This window comes from Streptomyces sp. NPDC048523, assembly GCF_043199815.1.
Taxonomy (GTDB): domain Bacteria; phylum Actinomycetota; class Actinomycetes; order Streptomycetales; family Streptomycetaceae; genus Streptomyces.
On sequence record NZ_JBICWQ010000002.1, the window covers coordinates 917,803 to 937,227 of the forward strand.

Here is a 19,425-nt window from a genome sequence, read left to right on the forward strand (position 1 = left end):
GCCGCCCCCTCTCAGTGTGTGTACGTGTCATATACGGCGAACCTGTGAACGCGGGCCGCCGACTCGCCTGGGGTCACAGCCGCTTGACCCCCTTGATGCGGCCCACCCGCGCGGTACGGGTCCGCGTCCTGGTCTTCAGGCCGCCGAGGCCACCGCGCTGGCCGCCGATCTTCAGGCCCGTGCCCGAGGAGAGCCAGCCCGAGGAGATGTCCGCCGATTTGGCCGAGGAACCGGCCTCGGCGAGCGGGTCGTTGTCGGCGCGCCGGGCGAGCGCCATGATGCCGGGCACGACGAACGGGGCGAGCAGCAGGTCGTACAGGGCGGCGGTGAACAGCAGGCTGGGCAGGCCGACATGACGGGCGGCGGTGTCGCCGACGAGGGCGCCGACACCGGCGTACAGCAGGGTGGTGCCGATGGCGGCGGCGACCACGACGACCATGGGGCCGGTGGCCGACTTGAGTCTGCCGTTCTCCGGTTTGGCGAGACCGGCGAGGTAGCCGATGACGCAGAGCACCAGGGCGTAGCGGCCGGCGGCGTGGTCGGCGGGCGGGGCGAGATCGGCGAGGAGTCCGGCGGCGAAGCCGACGAGGGCGCCGCCGACATGGCCGTAGACCAGGGCGAGGCCGAGGACGGTGAGGAGGAGCAGGTCGGGGACGGCGCCCGGGAGGTGCAGGCGGGCGAGGACGCTCACCTGGATCACCAGGGCGACCACGATCAGGGCGGAGGACAGCAGGATCCGGTTGACGCGCATGACTACAGCTCCTACTGCTCTTGCTGGATCTCGCCGTCGACCGGCGCATTGGCGGACGGGGTGACGGTGACCGTCACGGTCGGCGTGGGCGTCGGTTTCCGTTTGGCGGGCAGCACCGTGTCGCGCGGGTCCTTCTTCGGGGTCTGGACGACGACGCCGACGATGTCGAGCTTGGTGAAGCTGACGTACGGGGTGACGTAGACGGTGCGGGTGAGGTCGCCGCCGGAGGGGTCGACGCGGGAGACCACGCCGACCGGCACGCCGGGCACGAACGGCTTGTCGGCCTGCGAGCCGAAGGTGACCAGGCGGTCGCCCTTCTTGATCTCGGCCTTGCCGTTGAGGAGTTCGACGCGCAGCGGGCGGTCGCCCTGGCCGGAGGCGAAGCCGAGTTCGTCGGTGGACTCCATGCGGGTGCCGACGGTGAAGTCGGGGTCGTTGGCCAGGAGCACGGTGGCGGTGTTCGGGCCGACGGTGGTGACGCGTCCGACCAGTCCGTCGCCGTTGAGGACGGTCATGTCGCGCCGGATGCCGTCGTTGACTCCGACGTCGATGGTGATGGTCCAGGAGAAGCCCTGGGCCGCTCCTATGGCGATGACCTCGGCGCCCTTGATGCCGTACTGGCCCTCGCCGGCGATCTTCAGCATCTTGTCGAGCTGCTTGAGGCGGCTGGAGTTGCGGTCGTCGCTGCCGAGTCGCGCCTTGAGGGCCGCGTTCTCCTTCGTCAGCTCGGCGAGCCGGTCGTGCCGCTCGCCGGAGTCGCGGATGGCGGAGACCGCGTTGCCGACCGGGTCGACCGCGGCGGACACACCGTTCTCGATGGGGCCGAACACGGCGGCCGCGCCTTGGCGGGCACCGTCGACCGGCGAGTCCTCCCCGCCGCGGATGTCCACCGTGATCAGCGCGAACGCGACGGCGATCAGCAGCACCAGGAGCAGCCGGCTCTCTCGTGTGTCCCTCACGTGCGGCGGCCGTGCCCTTCTCATTGGAGTTGCGTTTGTGGGAGCTTATGCCTCGATATCAACGATCCGCCGCACGAGAGGAGATCATCTCGTACGGCGGAATCGAAGAGTTACGTCATCTGCGCGGCTGGGCGTCCAGCACCTGCTGGAGCGCCTCGAATTCCTCGACGCACTTTCCGGAGCCGAGCGCCACGCTGTCCAGCGGGTCCTCGGCGATGTGGATCGGCATGCCGGTCTCCCGGCGCAGCCGCTCGTCGAGCCCGCGCAGCAGGGCGCCGCCGCCGGTGAGGACGATGCCGCGGTCCATGATGTCGCCGGAGAGCTCCGGCGGGCACTTGTCGAGGGTCGTCTTGACGGCGTCGACGATGGCGTTGACGGGTTCCTCGATCGCCTTGCGGACTTCGGCGGCCGAGATGACGACGGTCTTGGGCAGCCCGGAGACGAGGTCCCGGCCGCGGATTTCGGTGTGTTCGTCATTGTCGAGGTCGTATGCCGAACCGATCGTGATCTTGATCTGTTCGGCGGTCCGCTCACCGAGGAGGAGGGAGTACTCCTTCTTGATGTGCTGGATGATCGCGTTGTCCAGCTCGTCGCCCGCGACGCGGATGGACTGGGCGGTGACGATGCCGCCGAGCGAGATGACCGCGACCTCCGTGGTGCCGCCGCCGATGTCCACCACCATGTTGCCCGTGGCCTCGTGGACCGGCAGGCCGGAGCCGATGGCGGCCGCCATGGGCTCCTCGATGATGTGCACCTGGCGGGCGCCGGCCTGGGACGACGCCTCGATGACGGCGCGGCGCTCGACGCCGGTGATGCCCGAGGGGACACACACGACGACGCGCGGCCTGGCGAGATACCGCCGCTTGTGGATCTTCAGGATGAAGTAGCGCAGCATCCGCTCGGTGATCTCGAAGTCGGCGATCACGCCGTCCTTCAGCGGCCGCACGGCAACGATGTTGCCGGGGGTCCGCCCGATCATCTTCTTCGCTTCGGCGCCTACAGCGAGGATTCCACCGGTGTTCGTGTTGATCGCGACGACGGACGGCTCGTTGAGTACGATCCCGCGACCCCTGACGTACACCAGCGTGTTGGCGGTCCCGAGGTCGACAGCCATGTCACGGCCGATGAACGACATTGAGTTCCCCATCAGGATTCGTCTGGCCTTCCTGGGAGCTTTTGAGGGCATTTCAGGTCGGCGAAGTGGGTGCTGTGACGTGAAGGCTTCCATCGTAGACGCGCCTGCACGAACACTGCGCGAGGGTCTTCGCCATTGTCAGCAGATCGAACGCCGCCTCGCTTGTGGAGACGGTCCATAGGGGGCACGCGTTCCCCCGATCGGCACGCATATGCCGGAGGACGGCCGAAAAGGTACGGCCGCCCCAGGTCAGACGGTCGGGTGAATTGACACCCTGTCAGAAAATGCCACGAAACCTACGCGCCGGACTGGAAGGGCCCTATGCGCGCCCGGGGAAGAAGATCTTCACCTCGCGCTCGGCGGACTCCTCCGAGTCGCTCGCGTGGATCAGGTTCTCGCGGACGATGACGCCGAAGTCGCCACGGATGGAGCCGGGCGCGGCGGCGATCGGGTCGGTCGGGCCGGCGAGCGCGCGGACGCCCTCGATGACCCGCTCGCCCTCGACGATCAGCGCGACGACCGGACCGGAGGCCATGAACTCCACCAGCGGCTCGTAGAAGGGCTTGCCCTTGTGCTCGCCGTAGTGCTGCTCCAGCGTGTCCTGGTCCAGGGTGCGCAGCTCCAGCGCGGTGATCTGCCAGCCGGCCTTGCGCTCGATACGGCTGATGATCTCGCCTGTCAGGCCACGACGGACTGCGTCGGGCTTGAGAAGGACGAGGGTGCGCTGGCTCACGAGGGGCTCCTAACCTGCTGACATGTGCGGTGGGACGAGATTACAGGGCGTGTCGGTACGTTCGTCACACAGCGTCAGGTGTAGTGGAGTGCGCCGGGCCGGCTTGGGCGGCCTGGTCCGCCTGCGCGGCGAATCTCGCCTTCGCCTCGTCGATCTTCCGGCCGTAGTGCACGGAGGCCCACCACAGCGCCGCGAAGATCGCGCCCATGAAGAACATGGTCGGGATGACGAAGCCGGAGGCGATCAGGACGATCTGGAGCGCCCAGCCGAGGGCGATGCCGCCGGGCCGGGTCACCATCCCGCACAGCGCGAGGCACAGGAACATGGCGATACCGCTGACGGTCCACACCGTGGACGTGGCCAGGTCGGGGTCCTTCATCGCGACCAGTCCGGCGAAGCCGATGACGAACAACTCGCCGATCAGGGTCGATGCACAGAGCGTACGCATGGCTGCGGCTCAGCCCCTTCCCAGCAGCAGCCGGGCCTCGCCCACCGTGATGACCGACCCGGTGACCAGCACACCGCCGCCCGCGAACTCGCCGTCCTCCTCGGCCAGCGTGATCGCCTCCTCCAGGGCGTCCGGCAGTTGCGGCTCCACCTGGACGCGCTCCTCGCCGAACACCTCGACGGCGATCGCGGCGAGCTCGTCGGCGTCCATCGCGCGGTGGCTGGAGTTCTGCGTGATCACGACCTCGGCGAGGATCGGCTCGAAGGCCTCCAGAAGCCCCCGCACGTTCTTGTCACCGCTCGCGCCCACCACGCCGATGAGCCGGCTGAAGTCGAAGGCCTCGCCGACCGCCTCGGCGGTCGCGCGGGCGCCCGCCGGGTTGTGGGCGGCGTCCAGGACGACGGTCGGGGAACGCCGTACGACTTCCAGGCGGCCCGGGGCGGAGACGGCCGCGAAGGCCTTGCGGACGGTGTCGATGTCGAGCGGGTCCGGGCGCTGGGCCCCCACCCCGAAGAACGCCTCCACGGCGGCGAGCGCCACCGCCGCGTTGTGCGCCTGGTAGGGGCCGTGCAGCGGCAGGTACACCTCTTCGTACTCACCGCCGAGACCGCGCAGGGTCAGCAGCTGCCCGCCGACGGCGACCTGCCGGGAGACGATCCCGAACTCCAGCCCCTCGCGCGCGACCGTGGCATCCACCTCGACGGACTTCTTCAGCAGGACCTGCGCCGCGTCCACCGGCTGCTGGGCCAGGATGACGGCCGCGTCCTGCTTGATGATCCCGGCCTTCTCGACGGCGATCTCACCGGGCGTCTCGCCGAGCCGGTCGGTGTGGTCCAGATCGATGGGCGTGATCACGGCGACATCGCCGTCGATGACGTTGGTGGCGTCCCAGGAGCCGCCCATGCCGACCTCGACGACGGCCACGTCGACGGGCGCGTCCGCGAAGGCGGCGTACGCCATGCCGGTCAGCACCTCGAAGAAGGACAGCCGGTACTCCTGCTGACCGTCGACCATCTCGATGTACGGCTTGATGTCGTCGTATGTCTCGATGAACCGCTCGGCCGAGATCGGGGCGCCGTCCAGGCTGATGCGCTCGGTGACCGACTGGACGTGGGGGCTGGTGTACCGGCCCGTGCGCAGTTCGAAGGCGCCCAGGAGGGCCTCGATCATGCGGGCCGTGGAGGTCTTGCCGTTCGTCCCCGTGATGTGGATCGAGGGGTACGACCGCTGCGGCTCGCCCAACAGGTCCATCAGCGCGGCGATACGGCTGACCGAGGGCTCCAGCTTGGTCTCGCCCCAGCGGCCGGCGAGCTCCGCCTCGACCTTGCGCAGGGCCTTGTCGACCTCCGGGTCCTCAGGGCGTCCGGGCACGTCGGCCTCCGGCGGGGCGCCCTGGGTGCGCAGGGTGCGGCTGCCGGCCTCGATGACCGCGAGGTCGGGGTCGCGGTCGGTCTCGGCGGCGACGATCTCGTCGAAGGGGTCGGTGTCACTCACGGGGTCAGTCTACGGACGGCGACCGACAGAGCGCCCACGGAGTGGGGCGGCTGAGCTTCGGGGGCGGCCGGGTAGGCGCAGGGCCCGGAGTCCAGAAGACCCCGGGCCCCCATGAAGCCCTACGCCTGAGGCAGGCCTTCCAGCTGGGCCTTGATCCTCGCGATGTCCTCGTCCGCCTTGGCCAGGCGGCCGCGGATCTTGTCCACCACGTTGTCCGGGGCCTTCGCGAGGAACGCTTCGTTGCCGAGCTTGGCGTTGGCCTGGGCCTTCTCCTTCTCGGCCGCCGCCAGGTCCTTCGCGAGGCGCTTGCGTTCCGCCGCCACGTCGATCGTGCCGGAGAGGTCGAGCGCGACCGTGGCACCGGCCACCGGGAGGGTCGCCGTGGCCGCGAAGGTCTCACCTTCCGGCTGGAGGCGCAGGAGCTGGCGGATGGCGGCCTCGTGCGGGGCGAGGTCGGTGCCGGTGAGCTCCAGGCGGGCCGGGACCTTCTGGCCGTCCTTGAGTCCCTGGTCCTTGCGGAACCGGCGGACCTCGGTGACGACCCGCTGGACCAGCGCGATCTCGAGTTCGGCGTCCTTGTCGCGGAAGCCGCTGTCGGCCGGCCACTCACCGACGACCAGGGACTCGCCACCGGTCAGGGTGGTCCACAGGGCGTCCGTCACGAACGGGATGACCGGGTGCAGCAGCCGCAGCGTCACGTCGAGGACCTCGCCGAGGACCCGGCCGGAGACCCTGGCCTGCTCGCCGCCCGCGAAGAAGGTCGTCTTCGACAGCTCGACGTACCAGTCGAAGACCTCGTCCCACGCGAAGTGGTAGAGCGCGTCGGCGAGTTTGGCGAACTGGTAGTCGTCGTAGTACGCGTCGACCTGGGCGACCGTGGTGTTGAGGCGGGACAGGATCCAGCGGTCCGTCGCCGACATCTCGGAGGCGTCCGGGAGCGGGCCCTCGACCGTGGCGCCGTTCATGAGGGCGAAGCGGGTGGCGTTCCAGAGCTTGTTGGTGAAGTTCCGGGAGGCCTTGACCCAGTCCTCGCCGATCGGCACGTCCGCGCCCGGGTTGGCGCCGTTGGCGAGGGTGAAGCGGACGGCGTCGGAGCCGTAGGCGTCCATCCAGACCAGCGGGTCGACCGCGTTGGGGTTCGACTTCGACATCTTCTTGCCGAACTCGTCGCGGACCAGGCCGGTCAGCGCGATGGTGTGGAAGGGGGCCTGGCCGTCCATGGCGTAGAGGCCGAACATCATCATCCGGGCGACCCAGAAGAAGATGATGTCGTGGCCGGTCAGCAGGACGTCGGTCGGATAGAACTTCCGCAGGTCCTCGGTCTGTTCGGGCCAGCCGAGCGTGGAGAACGGCCACAGGCCGGAGGAGAACCAGGTGTCCAGGACGTCGGAGTCCTGGGTCCAGCCCTCGCCGGTGGGCGGCTCCTCGTCGGGGCCGACGCAGACGACCTCGCCGTCGGGGCCGTACCAGATCGGGATGCGGTGGCCCCACCACAGCTGGCGCGAGATGCACCAGTCGTGCATGTTGTCGACCCAGTCGAAGTAGCGCTTCGACATGTCCTCGGGGTGGATCTTGACGCGGCCGTCGCGGACCGCGTCACCGGCGGCCTTGGCGAGCGGGCCGACCTTGACCCACCACTGCAGGGACAGGCGGGGCTCGACCGTGGTCTTGCAGCGCGAGCAGTGCCCGACGGAGTGCATGTACGGGCGCTTCTCGGCGACGATCCGGCCCTGCTCCTTGAGGGCGCCGACGACGGCCGAACGGGCCTCGTAGCGGTCCAGGCCGAGGAAGGGACCGTGGACGGTGATCACGCCGTGCTCGTCCATGATCGTCAGGGACGGCAGGTCGTGGCGGCGGCCGATCTCGAAGTCGTTCGGGTCGTGCGCCGGGGTCACCTTGACCGCGCCCGTGCCGAACTCGGGGTCGACGTGGGTGTCGGCGACGACCGGGATGGTGCGGTCGGTGAGCGGGAGCTTGATCTGCTTGCCGATGAGGTGCTGGTACCGCTCGTCGTCGGGGTGGACGGCGACGGCCGTGTCACCGAGCATCGTCTCCGCGCGCGTGGTCGCGACGACGAGGCTGTCCTCGCCCTCGCCGTAGCGGATGGAGACCAACTCGCCCGCGTCCTCCTGGTATTCCACCTCGATGTCGGAGATGGCCGTCAGACAGCGCGGGCACCAGTTGATGATGCGCTCGGCGCGGTAGATCAGCTCGTCCTCGTAGAGCCGCTTGAAGATGGTGAGGACGGCCTTGGACAGGCCCTCGTCCATCGTGAAGCGCTCGCGGCTCCAGTCGACGCCGTCGCCGAGGCGCCGCATCTGGCCGAGGATCCGGCCGCCGTACTCCTCCTTCCACTGCCAGACGCGCTCGACGAACTCCTCGCGGCCCAGGTCGTGGCGGGACTTGCCCTCCTCGGCGAGCTGCTGCTCGACCTTGTTCTGGGTGGCGATACCGGCGTGGTCCATGCCCGGCAGCCACAGCGCCTCGTAGCCCTGCATGCGCTTGCGGCGGGTCAGCGCGTCCATCAGCGTGTGCTGGAAGGCGTGGCCCAGGTGCAGCGAACCGGTGACGTTCGGCGGCGGGATGACGATGGTGTACGGCGGCTTGTCGCTCTTCGCGTCGGCGGTGAAGTAACCCTTCTCCACCCAGCGCTCGTACAGCGTCCCCTCTACCTCGGCCGGCGCGTACTGGGTCGGCAGTTCGGTGCTGGGCGCTGTGGGCTGCTGCTGAGCGTTCTCGGTCACGGGGTCAGTTTAGGGGTGCCGCGGGCGTGTCCCGAAACGCGTTTGTTCTGTAACGGTGGGGGCCCCGATGCGGTTCGCCGCCGGTGCCTGAGCCAGGATGTCGGGAACACATAAGCATCTGGAGGGGAACCCAGGGATGAGTCACAACCAGCCGGGCCCGTACGGGCAGCCCCAGCAGCCCGGGCAGCCGCCGCAGCCCGGGCCGTACGGCCAGCCGGGCCCCTACGGCCAGCCGCCGCAGGCTCCGCAGGGCCAGCCCCAGCCCGGCTACGGCTACCCCCAGCAGACACCGCCGCCCCAGCAGCCGCAGCAGCCGGGTTACGGGTATCCGCAACAGCCCGGACAGCAGCCGCAGCAGCCCGGTTACGGCTATCCGCAGCAGGGCGGGGTGCCGCCGCAGACTCCGCCCTACGGCCAGCCGCAGGCCCCCTACGGCCAGCAGGCCCCGTACGGCCAGCAGCCGCCTTACGGTCAGGCCCCCTACGGCGTCCCGCAGCCGCCCCCGGCCGGCGGTGGCAAGGGGAAGAAGATCGGCATCATCGTCGGCGCGGTGGTGGTCGTCGCCGCGATCGCGGTCGGCGCCTCCCTCGTGTTCGCCGGGGGCGGGTCCGGCGGCGGGTCGGACATCAACGACGACGGGGCGCACAAGCTGGCCACACCGGCGACGATCCTCGGCGGGGAGTACAAGAAGGGCAGCGACGCCGGGATCGGCGGGATGACCAAGGACGACATCGACGACGCGGAGTCGTGGGGCGTCAAGGATCCCAAGGGCGTCAGCGCGGGCTACACGGCAGGTTCGGGTCTCACCTCCAAGAACCTCGTGTTCGCCGGTGTGTACGGCACCATCGACAACCCGGAGGGGGTCGTCGATGAGATGTTCAGCCGGGTCACGAAGGGCACCGACAGCGGCAAGGTCGTCGGCAGCCCCAAGGAGTTCAAGCCCACCGGCTTTGAGAACGGCGTCATGAAGTGCCAGGAAGTCCAGACCACCGAGTCCGGACAGACCGTGACGATGCCGTTCTGCATCTGGGCCGACCACAGCACGGTCACCTATGTGCTGGCGTTCGACGTGGCCAGCCTCGCCAAGGGCCAGAGCACCTCGATGGACGAAGCTGCCGAACTGACCGCCAAGGTCCGCAACGACGTGCGCGTCAAGGCCTGACGGAAGCGTCGGCACCTCAACGGCGAAGGGGCCCCGGTCGGTTGACCGGGGCCCCTTCGCATGTCCTGGGAAACTACGCCGTCTTCTGCTCGCCCGGGCCCCGCCCGCGCGCGTCCCTCGGGATGAGCGTCGGGTTGACGTTGGAGTGGACGACGTCCGCCGTGATGACGACGCGGGCCACGTCCTTGCGGGACGGGATCTCGTACATGACGCCCTGCAGGACCTCTTCCATGATGGCGCGCAGGCCGCGCGCGCCGGTCTGGCGGAGGATGGCCTGGTCGGCGATGGCCTCCAGGGCCTCGCGCTCGAAGTCCAGCTCCACGCCGTCGAGTTCGAAGAGGCGCTGGTACTGCTTCACCAGCGCGTTGCGCGGCTCGACCAGGATCTGGAGGAGGGCCTCGCGGTCCAGGTTGTGGACGGAGGTGATGACGGGAAGGCGGCCGATGAACTCGGGGATCATGCCGAACTTGACCAGGTCCTCGGGCATGACGTCCTCGAACTGGTCCTTGGCCTCGAGCTCGCGCTTGGAGCGGATCGTCGCGCCGAAGCCGATGCCCTTGGCGCCCGCCCGGGACTCGATGAGCTTCTCCAGGCCCGCGAAGGCACCGCCCACGATGAACAGGACGTTCGTCGTGTCGATCTGGATGAACTCCTGGTGCGGGTGCTTGCGTCCGCCCTGCGGCGGCACGGAGGCCGTGGTGCCCTCCAGGATCTTCAGCAGGGCCTGCTGCACGCCCTCGCCGCTCACATCGCGCGTGATCGACGGGTTTTCACTCTTCCGCGCGACCTTGTCGATCTCGTCGATGTAGATGATCCCGGTCTCGGCCTTCTTGACGTCGTAGTCGGCCGCCTGGATCAGCTTCAGCAGGATGTTCTCGACGTCCTCGCCGACGTAGCCCGCCTCGGTGAGCGCGGTCGCGTCGGCGATCGCGAACGGGACGTTGAGCATGCGGGCGAGGGTCTGGGCGAGGAGCGTCTTGCCGGAACCCGTGGGGCCCAGCAGGAGGATGTTGGACTTCGCCAGCTCGATCGCGTCGTCACGGCTGCTGCCGCCGCCGTGCTCGCCGGCCTGGACGCGCTTGTAGTGGTTGTACACCGCCACGGAGAGGGCCTTCTTGGCCTGCTCCTGGCCCACCACGTAGCCCTCCAGGAACTCGTAGATCTCGCGGGGCTTGGGGAGTTCCTCCCAGCGCACCTCGCTCGTCTCGGCGAGTTCCTCCTCGATGATCTCGTTGCAGAGGTCGATGCACTCGTCGCAGATGTACACACCAGGCCCTGCGATGAGCTTCTTGACCTGCTTCTGGCTCTTGCCGCAGAACGAGCACTTGAGCAGATCGCCGCCGTCACCGATGCGTGCCACGGTGTGCTTCCCCTTCGCCTGGGAGACGCCTAGGTCCAGCGGCTCCTGGTGCTGCCTTATGTCCGACGGTACCTTGCCGGGCCCCCCGTTCGGGCCCCCCTTGGCAGGGTTCACTTCGACGTGCGCTGTGCCAAGGGGCGGCATATCCTACGGGTCCGCGTCAGCGGACGGCGGCGTTGTTCATCTTCCGGGTGGAGATGATCTGGTCGATCAGACCGTACGCCAGGGCGTCGTCGGCCGTGAGGATCTTGTCGCGCTCGATGTCCTCGCGGATCTTCTCGATCGGCGTGGTGGAGTGCTTGGCCAGCAGGTCTTCCAGCTGCGCGCGCATCCGGAGGATTTCGTTGGCGGCGATTTCCAGGTCGGAGACCTGACCGCGGCCGGTCTCGCTGTAGGGCTGGTGGATCAGCACGCGCGCGTTGGGCAGTGCCATGCGCTTGCCGGGCGTACCGGCGGCCAGCAGGATCGCGGCGGCGGAGGCCGCCTGACCCATGCAGACCGTCTGGACGTCCGGCTTCACGAACTGCATCGTGTCGTAGATGGCCGTGAGCGCCGTGAAGGAGCCGCCGGGGCTGTTGATGTAGACCGAGATGTCCCGGTCGGGGTCCATCGACTCCAGGCACAGGAGCTGCGCCATGACGTCGTTGGCGGAGGCGTCGTCGATCTGCACGCCGAGGAAGATCACGCGCTCCTCGAAGAGCTTCGCGTACGGGTCGTACTCGCGGACGCCCTGCGAGGTGCGCTCGACGAAGCGGGGGATCACATAGCGGGACTCGGCACGCGGGCCGGTGTACTCGGCCTCGGTGCGGGCGTAGAGGCCGCTGCCGGGGAAGTCGTTCACTGTCTGTCTCCTAGGGGCTTAGGCGGTCGGCTGAGGGGCTGTGCGGGGGCGTTGTGGCCCCGCATGGGGCTCAGGCCCCGGTGCCGCCGCCGCCCGGCATGCCGGCGGCCGTGGCGATCACGTCGTCGATGAGGCCGTACTCCTTGGCCTCGTGCGCGTCGAACCAGCGGTCGCGGTCCGAGTCGCGGGTGATCTGCTCGATGCTCTGGCCGGTGTGCTGCGAGGTGAGCTCGGCCATGCGCTTCTTGGTGTGCAGCAGCCGCTCGGCGTGGATCTTGATGTCCGAGGCCGAACCGGCGAGGCCGGCGGACGGCTGGTGGATCAGGATCTCGGCGTTCGGCAGCGCGAAGCGCTTGCCGGGGGTGCCCGCGCTGAGCAGGAACTGGCCCATCGAGGCCGCGAGACCCATGGCGATGGTCACCACGTCGTTCTTGATGTACTGCATGGTGTCGTAGATCGCCATGCCCGCGGTGATCGATCCGCCGGGGCTGTTGATGTAGAGGTAGATGTCCTTTTCCGGGTCAGCGGCAAGGAGCAGCAGCTGCGCGGTGATCTTGTTGGCGATGTCGTCGTCGACCGCCTGGCCGAGGAAGATGATCCGCTCGCCGAGCAGCCGGTTGTAGACCTGGTCACCGAGGCCACCACCGATGGAGGGGTCGCCGGCGGCGGAGGGCATCAGATTCGTCACGTATCCACCTGCTCGTCTTACGACGGCACCGGGCCGTCTTACGTGTTCCCGTCCGGGGGCTGGGCAGTTCGAGGGACTTCCCTGCCCTGGTACTCATGGACCCTAACGCGCTGGTCCCCTCGGGGAATCCCGGTAAGGGGGGTGTTCGCCGGGGGCGTAGCGCCGTGGTATCGCCGGTTCGGGGCCGGGCGCGGGCGATCCGTGACCCGTCGCGCTGTTCTCCGCGTCCCCGGCCGGGGTCCTCGGGGCCCATGCGGGAAGGGCCCCGGAGACATGGTCTCCGGGGCCCTTCCTACGACGTTCGAGCGACGTCCGAGGTGCCGTGGGCTCAGCCCTCGGTCTTCTCCTCGGCCTCGGCCGGGGTCTCCTCGGACGCGGCCTCGACGGCCTCGACGGTCTCGGCCGTCTCGTCCTCGTCGTCGTCCAGGTCGACGACCTCGCCGTTGGTGTCCTTGACCGTGGCGGCCTCGACCACGACGGCCAGGGCCTTGCCGCGGGCGACCTCGCCGACGAGGAGCGGGACCTGACCGCCCTCGACGACCGCCTGGGCGAACTGGTCGGGGGACATGCCGGAGGAGGCGGCACGGCGCATGAGGTGCTCGGTGAGCTCCTCCTGGTTGACGTTCAGCTTCTCGCGCTTGACGAGCTCGTCGAGCACGAACTGGGTCTTGATGCCCTTGACCGCGGCTTCCTTGGTCTCGGTGTCGAACTCCTCGGCCGTCTTGCCCTGGATCTCGAGGTACTTCTCGAGGTCGAGGCCCATCTGGCCGAGCTGGTGGTGCTCCAGGTTGTGCTTGCGGGTGTTGATCTCGTCCTCGAGGAGCTTCTCGGGGACGGGCACCTCGACGAGCTCCAGGAGCTTCTCCAGGACGCGCTCCTGGGCCTGGGTGGCCTGGTCGTACTGCTTCATGTTCTCGAGGCGCTTGCGGCTGTCGGCCTTCAGCTCGTCGAGGGTGTCGAACTCGGAGGCGAGCTGCGCGAACTCGTCGTCCAGCTCGGGCAGTTCGCGGGCGGCGACCTGGGTGACCTTGACGGTGACCTCGGCCTCCTTGCCGGCCGCGGTGCCGCCCTTGAGCTCGGAGGTGAAGGTGGCCTCGCCACCGGCCTCCAGGCCCTTCACGGCGTCGTCGATGCCGTCCAGCAGCTCGCCGGAGCCGATGGTGTAGGAGACGCCGCTCGCGACGCCGTCCTCCAGCACCTCGCCCTCGACCTTGGCCTCCAGGTCGATGGTCACGACGTCGCCGTCCTCGGCGGCCCGCTCGACCGGGGAGGTCGACGCGAAGCGCTCACGCAGCTCGGTCACGGCCTTCTCGACGTCCTCGTCGCTGACCTCGACCGCGTCGACCTCGACCTCGATGCCGGAGTAGTCCGGGATCTCGATGGCGGGGCGGACGTCGACCTCGGCGGTGAAGTTCAGCGTCTCGCCGTCCTTCAGCTCGGTGATGTCGACCTCGGGCTGGCCCAGGACGTCGATCTCGGCCTCGTTGACCGCCTCGGTGTAGAACTTCGGAAGCGCGTCGTTGACCGCCTCCTCGAGGACCGCACCGCGGCCGAACCGCTGGTCGATGACGCGCGCCGGGATCTTGCCCTTGCGGAAGCCCTTCACCGTGACCTGCTGGTTGATCTTCTTGTACGCCGCGTCGAGGCTGTCCTTGAGCTCCTCGAAGGGCACCTCGATGCTGAGCCGAACCCGAGTCGGGTTCAGGGTCTCCACGGCGCTCTTCACGGTTCGGTCTCCTTGTGGCTGACTTCTCGGATTCTGCCGGGGCCAGAGCGGCTCCGGCGGATCGCCGCCCGGAGGATCTTCTGGAATGGAGAGGCACACGGGCGTGCAGCTTGCATAGTAACGGCAGCGGCGACACGCCCCAAAGGCGATCACGGACTCGGTCACGCGACTGATCGCGCAGGTGGTCGGGGTGGCGGGATTTGAACCCACGGCCTTCCGCTCCCAAAGCGGACGCGCTACCAAGCTGCGCCACACCCCGTCTGGTGCGACACGTAGGGTACATGCCCGCAGGCAGCGGGGTTGCCGCATTTCACGAGCCCCGTGCAGAACCACACCGCCGCGCGCCCCCTCCGGGCTACTGGAACGAGCACGTACGGCGGGTCCCGGGCCCTCTGCGCCGCCGCCGGCCCGTCGCCTGCAACGCGCCCCGCAACTTGCAGCACGATGCTGCGCGGCCCGCGCGTCGCCTCCGGGGCCGCGCCTGTACGCGCCCCGGTGCGCCCGGTTCGTGCGCCGTGCGGTCGGCGGCGGGGCGGAAGGGGTGTGCGACGAGGGGTGACGACCCGGTACGATGCTTTCGTGCCGCCGGTCATCGGGCCGCGGCGCGTGCTGTGCGGGCGTAGCTCAATGGTAGAGCCCTAGTCTTCCAAACTAGCTACGCGGGTTCGATTCCCGTCGCCCGCTCTGAAGGCCGAAGGCCCAGGTAAGAGGTGGATTTCCCCTCCCTGGGCCTTCCGCATTCCTGGGGGCGTTTCAGGCCTGTGTGCCCCCCGCGTGCCCCTTCGAGCGCGGCCGGCGCTTCAACGCGTCCACGATCTGAGCGTCAACACCATCAGCGATCTCCCGCTCACGCTTCCGGGAACCGTGCTGGTAGATCAGCGCGGCACGGGTCGAACTCTGCCCGAGCCGGGTCATCAGCTCCCGCGTGTTGGCGTCGGTGTAGGACGCCAGGGTGTTGCCCGTATGCCGAAGATCATGGAACCGCAGGCCCTTGATTCCCACCTCTGCGCAGGCCTTGTGCCACAGCCCGTTGAAGTGGTTGCGGCGAGGAGTCGCCCCCTTCGCGCCGACGAAGACCCGGCCATCGGCGCCGGGTTCCGCGAACTGCCGCATGTGATCCACGACCATTGGCAGGATCGAGTTCGGGATGGCCACGGACCGCTTGCCCGCTTCGCTCTTGGGCGCCTTGTAGATCCGCTTCCCGCTGTTCAGCTCTGCGATCGAGCCGCGCACCCGGATCATGCCCGCTTCCAGGTCGACATCGCGCCGACGTAGCCCGACCAGTTCGCCCCAGCGCAGCGCGCAGAACGCGCCGAGCAGGACGAGCGCGCGGTAGCGCGGCTGCGATGCGTCCACGATGGCGAACACATCGAGGACCGAAGCAGTGGGCCGCTCAGGCGTGTTGACCGTGCCGCCGTTCTTGATCTGGCACGGGTTGCGGCGGATCAGCCCGTCCTCGACAGCCGTGCCCATGATGGTCCGCAGCAGGGCGTACGCCTTGGCCACGGTGGTCGGTCCCACTCCGGCATCGAGCCGGGCACGCCTCCAGGAGCGCACCGCCGCGGGGGTGATGTCCGCGATGGTCATCCGCCCGAAGGTGGGCGCCAGGTGCACGCGCACGAGGATCCCGTACAGCTCCCGTGTGGTCTCCCCCACCGGACGCTCAGCCACCCAGGCCACGGCGTACTTCTCGAACGGGACTTTGGCCGCATCCGGATCACGCCAGTCGCCCTGGCGCATCTCGGTCTGGATGTCGGCCAGCCAGTCATCAGCCTCGCGCTTCGTGCGGAAGGTCTCCGGAGCGGGCCGGAGCTGCCCATCAGGGCCAACGTAGCGGGCCTGATAGCGGCCGGACTGGAGCTTGCGGACGCGGCCGAACTGCCGACGCTTGCCAGCCATCAGGCAGCCACCCCCCGGAGGTGGGAGCCACGCCGACGCGGCTGCACGGTGTTTGCCTCGATGTACGCCTCTACGACGCTCTCCTTGATCCGGACGTACCGGCCCACCTTGACGTAGCTGATCCGGCGCTCTTCGATCAGGCGACGCGGGAAGCGCTCGCCGCTCTCCTTCCAGGTGCCGAGGCGTACGGCAACCTCCGCCACGTCCAACAGACGATCAGTCATGCGGCGGCTCCTTCCAGTTCGAGCAAGGCGGGTAGTTCCTCGCGGGCGGTCTCGCGGTTGTGCTGGATGTCGCGGCGGATGTTGGCCGCGATCCAGGACTCGCCGGGCGTGTGGCCGTGGCCGGCGTAGGTCCAGTGCGCGAGGGTGAGCGTGGTTGCTTGCCCGTCGTCGGGGTCGGGCAGGCCGAGGGCGGCGCGTTGCTGGGTAGCGCGGTAATCGGCGCGGACCTGGCGGAGGGCGCCGAGGGTGGTGGAGTAGCGGCGGGACTTCGTGCTGAAGTGGCCGCGGAAGCCGAGCATGTGGGCCCAGTCGCGGAGCTTGCGGTCCGGGTACAGCGCGTGCAGGTCGAGGCATGCCGTGATGAGCCGGGCGGGGTGGTCGGGTACGCCGAGCAGGACCAGCGCTTCCTTGTTACCGATCCGACGATCAACCGTGCCGGTGGTCTCGGCTGCTTTGGTGGCGTACTTGGCGACGTAGGAGGCCACGGCCGCTTCGGTGATCTCTTCGCCGTGGCCAAAGGCGCCGATCGGCTGCACGTCGAGTTGGGTGCCCCATCGCAGGGTGCGGGCCGGTTCGGTGCGGGCTGGCTGGTCGGGGTCCGGCTGATACGAGGCCGGGGGCACGTCGACCGCAACGCGAGCGGCGGCAGCCCGGATTGCGTCGGTGAGCAGGTCGAGGGTGGCCCAGGCCGGGGGCGGATCGTCGGGGCCGCCGGGTCCGTCGAAGCGGATCACGGCATGGAAGTGCACGGCCCCGCGCTTTTGGTATTCGGCGACCTTGCCGAAGGAGACCCGGGACTGTTCCCGTGCGTCCTTCTGCGTGAGCCCGGCCCGCTTGGCGATCTCGCGGCGGAGGTAGATCGTGAAGTAGCGCCACAGGTCGGAGGCGTGGTTGTTCCACAGCACCGCGCCCGCGTAGTCGTACGACGCTGGATCGAGCGGAGTACCCAGCTCCGATGCGTCCTCGCCGTGCCGGGTGCCACAGCGGCAAGGACGGTTACCGGGGCGGTTGTGAACCGGACCGAACGAGGGCGCGGTGAGAGTGGCGAAGACCCGCGGGTGATCTCGGATCGTGTGCGGGGTGCCCTTGGTGGGATCACCGACGAGCCCGGCGCGGATGAGGTGGTAGGTGTCTCCGGCGTACGTCCAGGCGCAGGCCGGGCAGCGAGAAGCGCGGCGGTTGCCGCACGCGATGCGGAGCCGTCCGCCGGGCTCGGTGTCGGTCGAGTAGGCGTGCAGGACCTGGCCGGAGATCCGGTCGCGGGTGACCGTCGAGCCCTGAAGGTGGATAGGGTCGGAGCAGCCGCCGGTGCGGCGGATTTGGTCTTGGATGCGGTCGAAGCCGTCAGACCCGGCCAGCCTCAGCACGTCGGCGAGGGTGGCCGGGTCCAGGCCCGCCATGGTGGCGGTGTCGGTCATGTCCAGCACCACCCGCTGTCGCAGCCCTCATCGTCGGAGTCGAACAGCGGTAGTTGGGTGCCCGCCTTGAACAGCTCGCGTAGCGGGCGCCCAGTGCGGGTGAGGTAGACCGGTCGCTTGCCCTTGGATGCCAGGTGGGTGTTGATGGTGTCTTCGACCTCGCAGGCCCGGGCGAACCGCTCGGGTTCTTGCTCAGCCATGGCCTGCCATTCGGGGATCTTCCTCATCGGGCAGAAGTCGCAAGAACTCTTGGGCGGCACGGGCAGGCCCGCGGAGCGGATGATGCGCGGGCAGTCCGCGCGACGCACCTTGAGGCCCAAAAGCGGGTATACGAGCCGTTCATAGGGCATGGCCTTGGACTCGTTGGCGCGACCGATCTCGTCCAGGCTGATGCCCATGGCAACGGTGGCGCGGTTGTCGGGGGTGGCGCCGTGGGCCTTCAGCCAAGCTCCGGTGACCAGGATCTTGAATTCCTTGGTGCAGACGCGGGAGCCGGGTTTGCCGTTGGTCAAAAAGACCGGGATGGTCTGTCGGCGGCCGCTGCTGGTCATGATCCGCTGGCGGATCGTCTCCGTCCCGTTCTTGGTCTCGCGGTGCAGCTCAATCAGGTCGAGTCCATGGGCAGCGGCGTAAGGAGCGGCGTACTGCTCGAAGTAGCGCAGCGTCGCAGGGTTTTCGCTGTCTGGACCGACGTTGGCGAACAGGAAAGTGCGGAAGTCGAATCGGCCCTGAGCGGCGAGGACGAGAGCGGCCATGGACTGCCAGCCGCCGCCGAAACTAAAGGTGCGCAGACCGTTCACTGTCGGCCCCCACGATGGGCGGGTCCGTGGTGGGCGGTGTAGTCGTCGACCAGGCTCTTGACGTCGTCGTTGCCGTTGGCGTGGTCCTCAGCGCCACAGCCACCGCAGACGTAGTCGCCCTGCGATCGCGTGTACTTGGTGGCGCCCTTGACACGCAGACCGGGGCTTTCCTCGGTCGGAGTGAGGTCGGCGGGGAGCTTGCGGAACATGCCCATCACCTCCCGACCCGGACGAGGGCAACCGTGGAGGTCGCGTGGCCAGTGCCCTTGCAGGTCGGGCAGGTGACGGTGAGGGTGGTGCGGGTGCCGTCGTCGTTGCGGGTGCCGGTGGTGATGGCGACGGTGGGGAAGCCGTCGCAGTCGCGGCAGACGGGCGTGTTCGGGGCGTGCTGGGGCATGATGAGACTTCCCTTTCGGGTCCTTTGGATCTGGATTGGTGAGCCGTCCGGGGCGGCGGATACTTGGCGGTAGAGGCCGCCCCGGACGGGCGTTACTTGCGGCGGTTGCGTCCGCGCGGGATGGGCGGGATGGAGTCGTAGGACTCGCGGCCCTGCTCGAACGAAGTACGGTCGCTGTCGCTCATCCCGGACTCACCGATCTGCCGGTTGATGCGGCCGACGGTCTTGCGGTCGCCGTGGCGCTTGGCAATGGCGTACTCGCGGCCCAGTTCGGCCATCTCCGAGTTGGACGGGGTGTCGTTGTTACTGCGGCTGAAGAAGCGCATGTCAGCGGTTCCTTTCCTGGTTGAGGATCGAGCGGATGACGAGCGCGCACACGGCCACCGACATGCCGGTGATAGCGACCGCGAGGAGCATGGAGACCAGCACGGCACCGACGACCAGGACCACGGCGCCACCGCCAGCGGCGAGGGCGAGCGCGCTGCCCGGGGTGAGCTGGACGACCGGACGGTTCGAGGTGACCGGGACCGGAGCCGACGTGGCCGGGGCCGGGGCCGGGTGGGCGGAGGCCGGGAGCGGCATGGTGGTGGCCGGCGGAGCGGTGTCCTTGGGCGGGTACTTCGGGGTGAACACGGGCGGTGTCCCT

20 protein-coding genes and 2 tRNA genes are annotated in these 19,425 nt (G+C 68.9%); 2 read left to right on the plus strand and 20 right to left on the minus strand.

Going from position 1 to position 19,425, the window contains the following annotated elements; genetic code table 11:
* Positions 1-73: 73 nt before the first annotated feature.
* From mreD to ACGFWE_RS13110, 7 genes are all read right to left on the minus strand, one after another.
* A complete protein-coding gene (gene mreD, locus ACGFWE_RS13080) occupies positions 74-751 on the minus strand; it encodes a rod shape-determining protein MreD (protein ID WP_352383929.1) in 678 nt (225 codons plus the stop codon).
* Positions 752-762: 11 nt separating this feature from the next.
* A complete protein-coding gene (gene mreC / locus ACGFWE_RS13085) occupies positions 763-1,710 on the minus strand; it encodes a rod shape-determining protein MreC (RefSeq protein ID WP_352383931.1) in 948 nt (315 codons plus the stop codon).
* Positions 1,711-1,825: 115 nt separating this feature from the next.
* Complete coding sequence (locus ACGFWE_RS13090; protein ID WP_352383933.1) at positions 1,826-2,845, minus strand: rod shape-determining protein; 1,020 nt, start codon at positions 2,843-2,845, stop codon at positions 1,826-1,828.
* Between the two features lie 319 nt (positions 2,846-3,164).
* Positions 3,165-3,578 (minus strand): nucleoside-diphosphate kinase, encoded by a 414-nt coding sequence (gene ndk / locus ACGFWE_RS13095; RefSeq protein WP_059205347.1) that lies wholly within the window; start codon positions 3,576-3,578, stop codon positions 3,165-3,167.
* A gap of 64 nt (positions 3,579-3,642) precedes the next feature.
* On the minus strand, positions 3,643-4,026 hold the full coding sequence (locus ACGFWE_RS13100) for a DUF4233 domain-containing protein (RefSeq protein ID WP_393599843.1): 384 nt from the start codon (positions 4,024-4,026) through the stop codon (positions 3,643-3,645).
* Between the two features lie 9 nt (positions 4,027-4,035).
* Positions 4,036-5,520, minus strand: a complete 1,485-nt coding sequence (locus ACGFWE_RS13105; protein ID WP_393599844.1) for a bifunctional folylpolyglutamate synthase/dihydrofolate synthase — start codon at positions 5,518-5,520, stop codon at positions 4,036-4,038.
* Between the two features lie 119 nt (positions 5,521-5,639).
* Positions 5,640-8,264: a valine--tRNA ligase gene (locus ACGFWE_RS13110; RefSeq protein ID WP_352383938.1), complete on the minus strand. Its 2,625-nt coding sequence runs from the start codon at positions 8,262-8,264 to the stop codon at positions 5,640-5,642.
* A 136-nt stretch (positions 8,265-8,400) separates the two neighbouring features.
* On the opposite strand from ACGFWE_RS13110, the gene ACGFWE_RS13115 reads away from it, so the two are divergent.
* The gene (locus ACGFWE_RS13115; protein WP_393599846.1) at positions 8,401-9,426 is read left to right on the plus strand and encodes a hypothetical protein; all 1,026 of its coding nucleotides are present in this window, start codon (positions 8,401-8,403) and stop codon (positions 9,424-9,426) included.
* A gap of 73 nt (positions 9,427-9,499) precedes the next feature.
* Here ACGFWE_RS13115 and clpX read toward each other — a convergent pair whose 3' ends face one another.
* From clpX to ACGFWE_RS13140, 5 genes are all read right to left on the minus strand, one after another.
* Complete coding sequence (clpX, locus tag ACGFWE_RS13120; protein ID WP_352383942.1) at positions 9,500-10,786, minus strand: ATP-dependent Clp protease ATP-binding subunit ClpX; 1,287 nt, start codon at positions 10,784-10,786, stop codon at positions 9,500-9,502.
* Positions 10,787-10,946: 160 nt separating this feature from the next.
* Positions 10,947-11,627, minus strand: coding sequence for an ATP-dependent Clp protease proteolytic subunit (locus ACGFWE_RS13125; RefSeq protein WP_352383943.1), 681 nt, complete (start codon positions 11,625-11,627; stop codon positions 10,947-10,949).
* Between the two features lie 70 nt (positions 11,628-11,697).
* Complete coding sequence (locus ACGFWE_RS13130; protein ID WP_352384376.1) at positions 11,698-12,303, minus strand: ATP-dependent Clp protease proteolytic subunit; 606 nt, start codon at positions 12,301-12,303, stop codon at positions 11,698-11,700.
* A 340-nt stretch (positions 12,304-12,643) separates the two neighbouring features.
* Positions 12,644-14,041: a trigger factor gene (tig, locus tag ACGFWE_RS13135; protein ID WP_352383945.1), complete on the minus strand. Its 1,398-nt coding sequence runs from the start codon at positions 14,039-14,041 to the stop codon at positions 12,644-12,646.
* Positions 14,042-14,223: 182 nt separating this feature from the next.
* Positions 14,224-14,300, minus strand: a tRNA-Pro gene (locus ACGFWE_RS13140).
* A 354-nt stretch (positions 14,301-14,654) separates the two neighbouring features.
* Here ACGFWE_RS13140 and ACGFWE_RS13145 point away from each other — a divergent pair.
* Positions 14,655-14,725: transfer RNA gene (locus ACGFWE_RS13145), tRNA-Gly, on the plus strand.
* Positions 14,726-14,794: 69 nt separating this feature from the next.
* Here ACGFWE_RS13145 and ACGFWE_RS13150 read toward each other — a convergent pair.
* The 8 genes from ACGFWE_RS13150 to ACGFWE_RS13185 form a co-directional block, all read right to left on the minus strand.
* Positions 14,795-15,940 carry a tyrosine-type recombinase/integrase gene (locus tag ACGFWE_RS13150; RefSeq protein WP_393599849.1) on the minus strand — a complete coding sequence of 382 codons (1,146 nt, stop codon included), beginning with the start codon at positions 15,938-15,940 and terminating at the stop codon, positions 14,795-14,797.
* Complete coding sequence (locus tag ACGFWE_RS13155) at positions 15,940-16,164, minus strand: excisionase family DNA-binding protein (protein WP_393599851.1); 225 nt, start codon at positions 16,162-16,164, stop codon at positions 15,940-15,942. The genes ACGFWE_RS13150 and ACGFWE_RS13155 overlap by 1 nt, the downstream gene beginning before the upstream one ends.
* Entirely contained in the window at positions 16,161-17,582 is a 1,422-nt protein-coding gene (gene repSA / locus ACGFWE_RS13160) for a replication initiator protein RepSA (protein WP_393599853.1), read from the minus strand. The genes ACGFWE_RS13155 and repSA overlap by 4 nt, the downstream gene beginning before the upstream one ends.
* Positions 17,579-18,382 carry a phosphoadenosine phosphosulfate reductase gene (locus ACGFWE_RS13165; RefSeq protein WP_393599855.1) on the minus strand — a complete coding sequence of 268 codons (804 nt, stop codon included), beginning with the start codon at positions 18,380-18,382 and terminating at the stop codon, positions 17,579-17,581. The genes repSA and ACGFWE_RS13165 overlap by 4 nt, the downstream gene beginning before the upstream one ends.
* Positions 18,379-18,591 (minus strand): hypothetical protein, encoded by a 213-nt coding sequence (locus ACGFWE_RS13170; protein WP_393599856.1) that lies wholly within the window; start codon positions 18,589-18,591, stop codon positions 18,379-18,381. Before ACGFWE_RS13170 ends, ACGFWE_RS13165 begins: the two co-directional genes overlap by 4 nt.
* A gap of 5 nt (positions 18,592-18,596) precedes the next feature.
* Positions 18,597-18,779, minus strand: coding sequence for a hypothetical protein (locus tag ACGFWE_RS13175; RefSeq protein ID WP_393599858.1), 183 nt, complete (start codon positions 18,777-18,779; stop codon positions 18,597-18,599).
* 92 nt (positions 18,780-18,871) lie between these two features.
* A complete protein-coding gene (locus ACGFWE_RS13180) occupies positions 18,872-19,105 on the minus strand; it encodes a hypothetical protein (protein ID WP_393599860.1) in 234 nt (77 codons plus the stop codon).
* A 1-nt stretch (position 19,106) separates the two neighbouring features.
* A complete protein-coding gene (locus tag ACGFWE_RS13185; RefSeq protein WP_393599862.1) occupies positions 19,107-19,412 on the minus strand; it encodes a SpdD protein in 306 nt (101 codons plus the stop codon).
* Between the last annotated feature and the right edge of the window lie 13 nt (positions 19,413-19,425).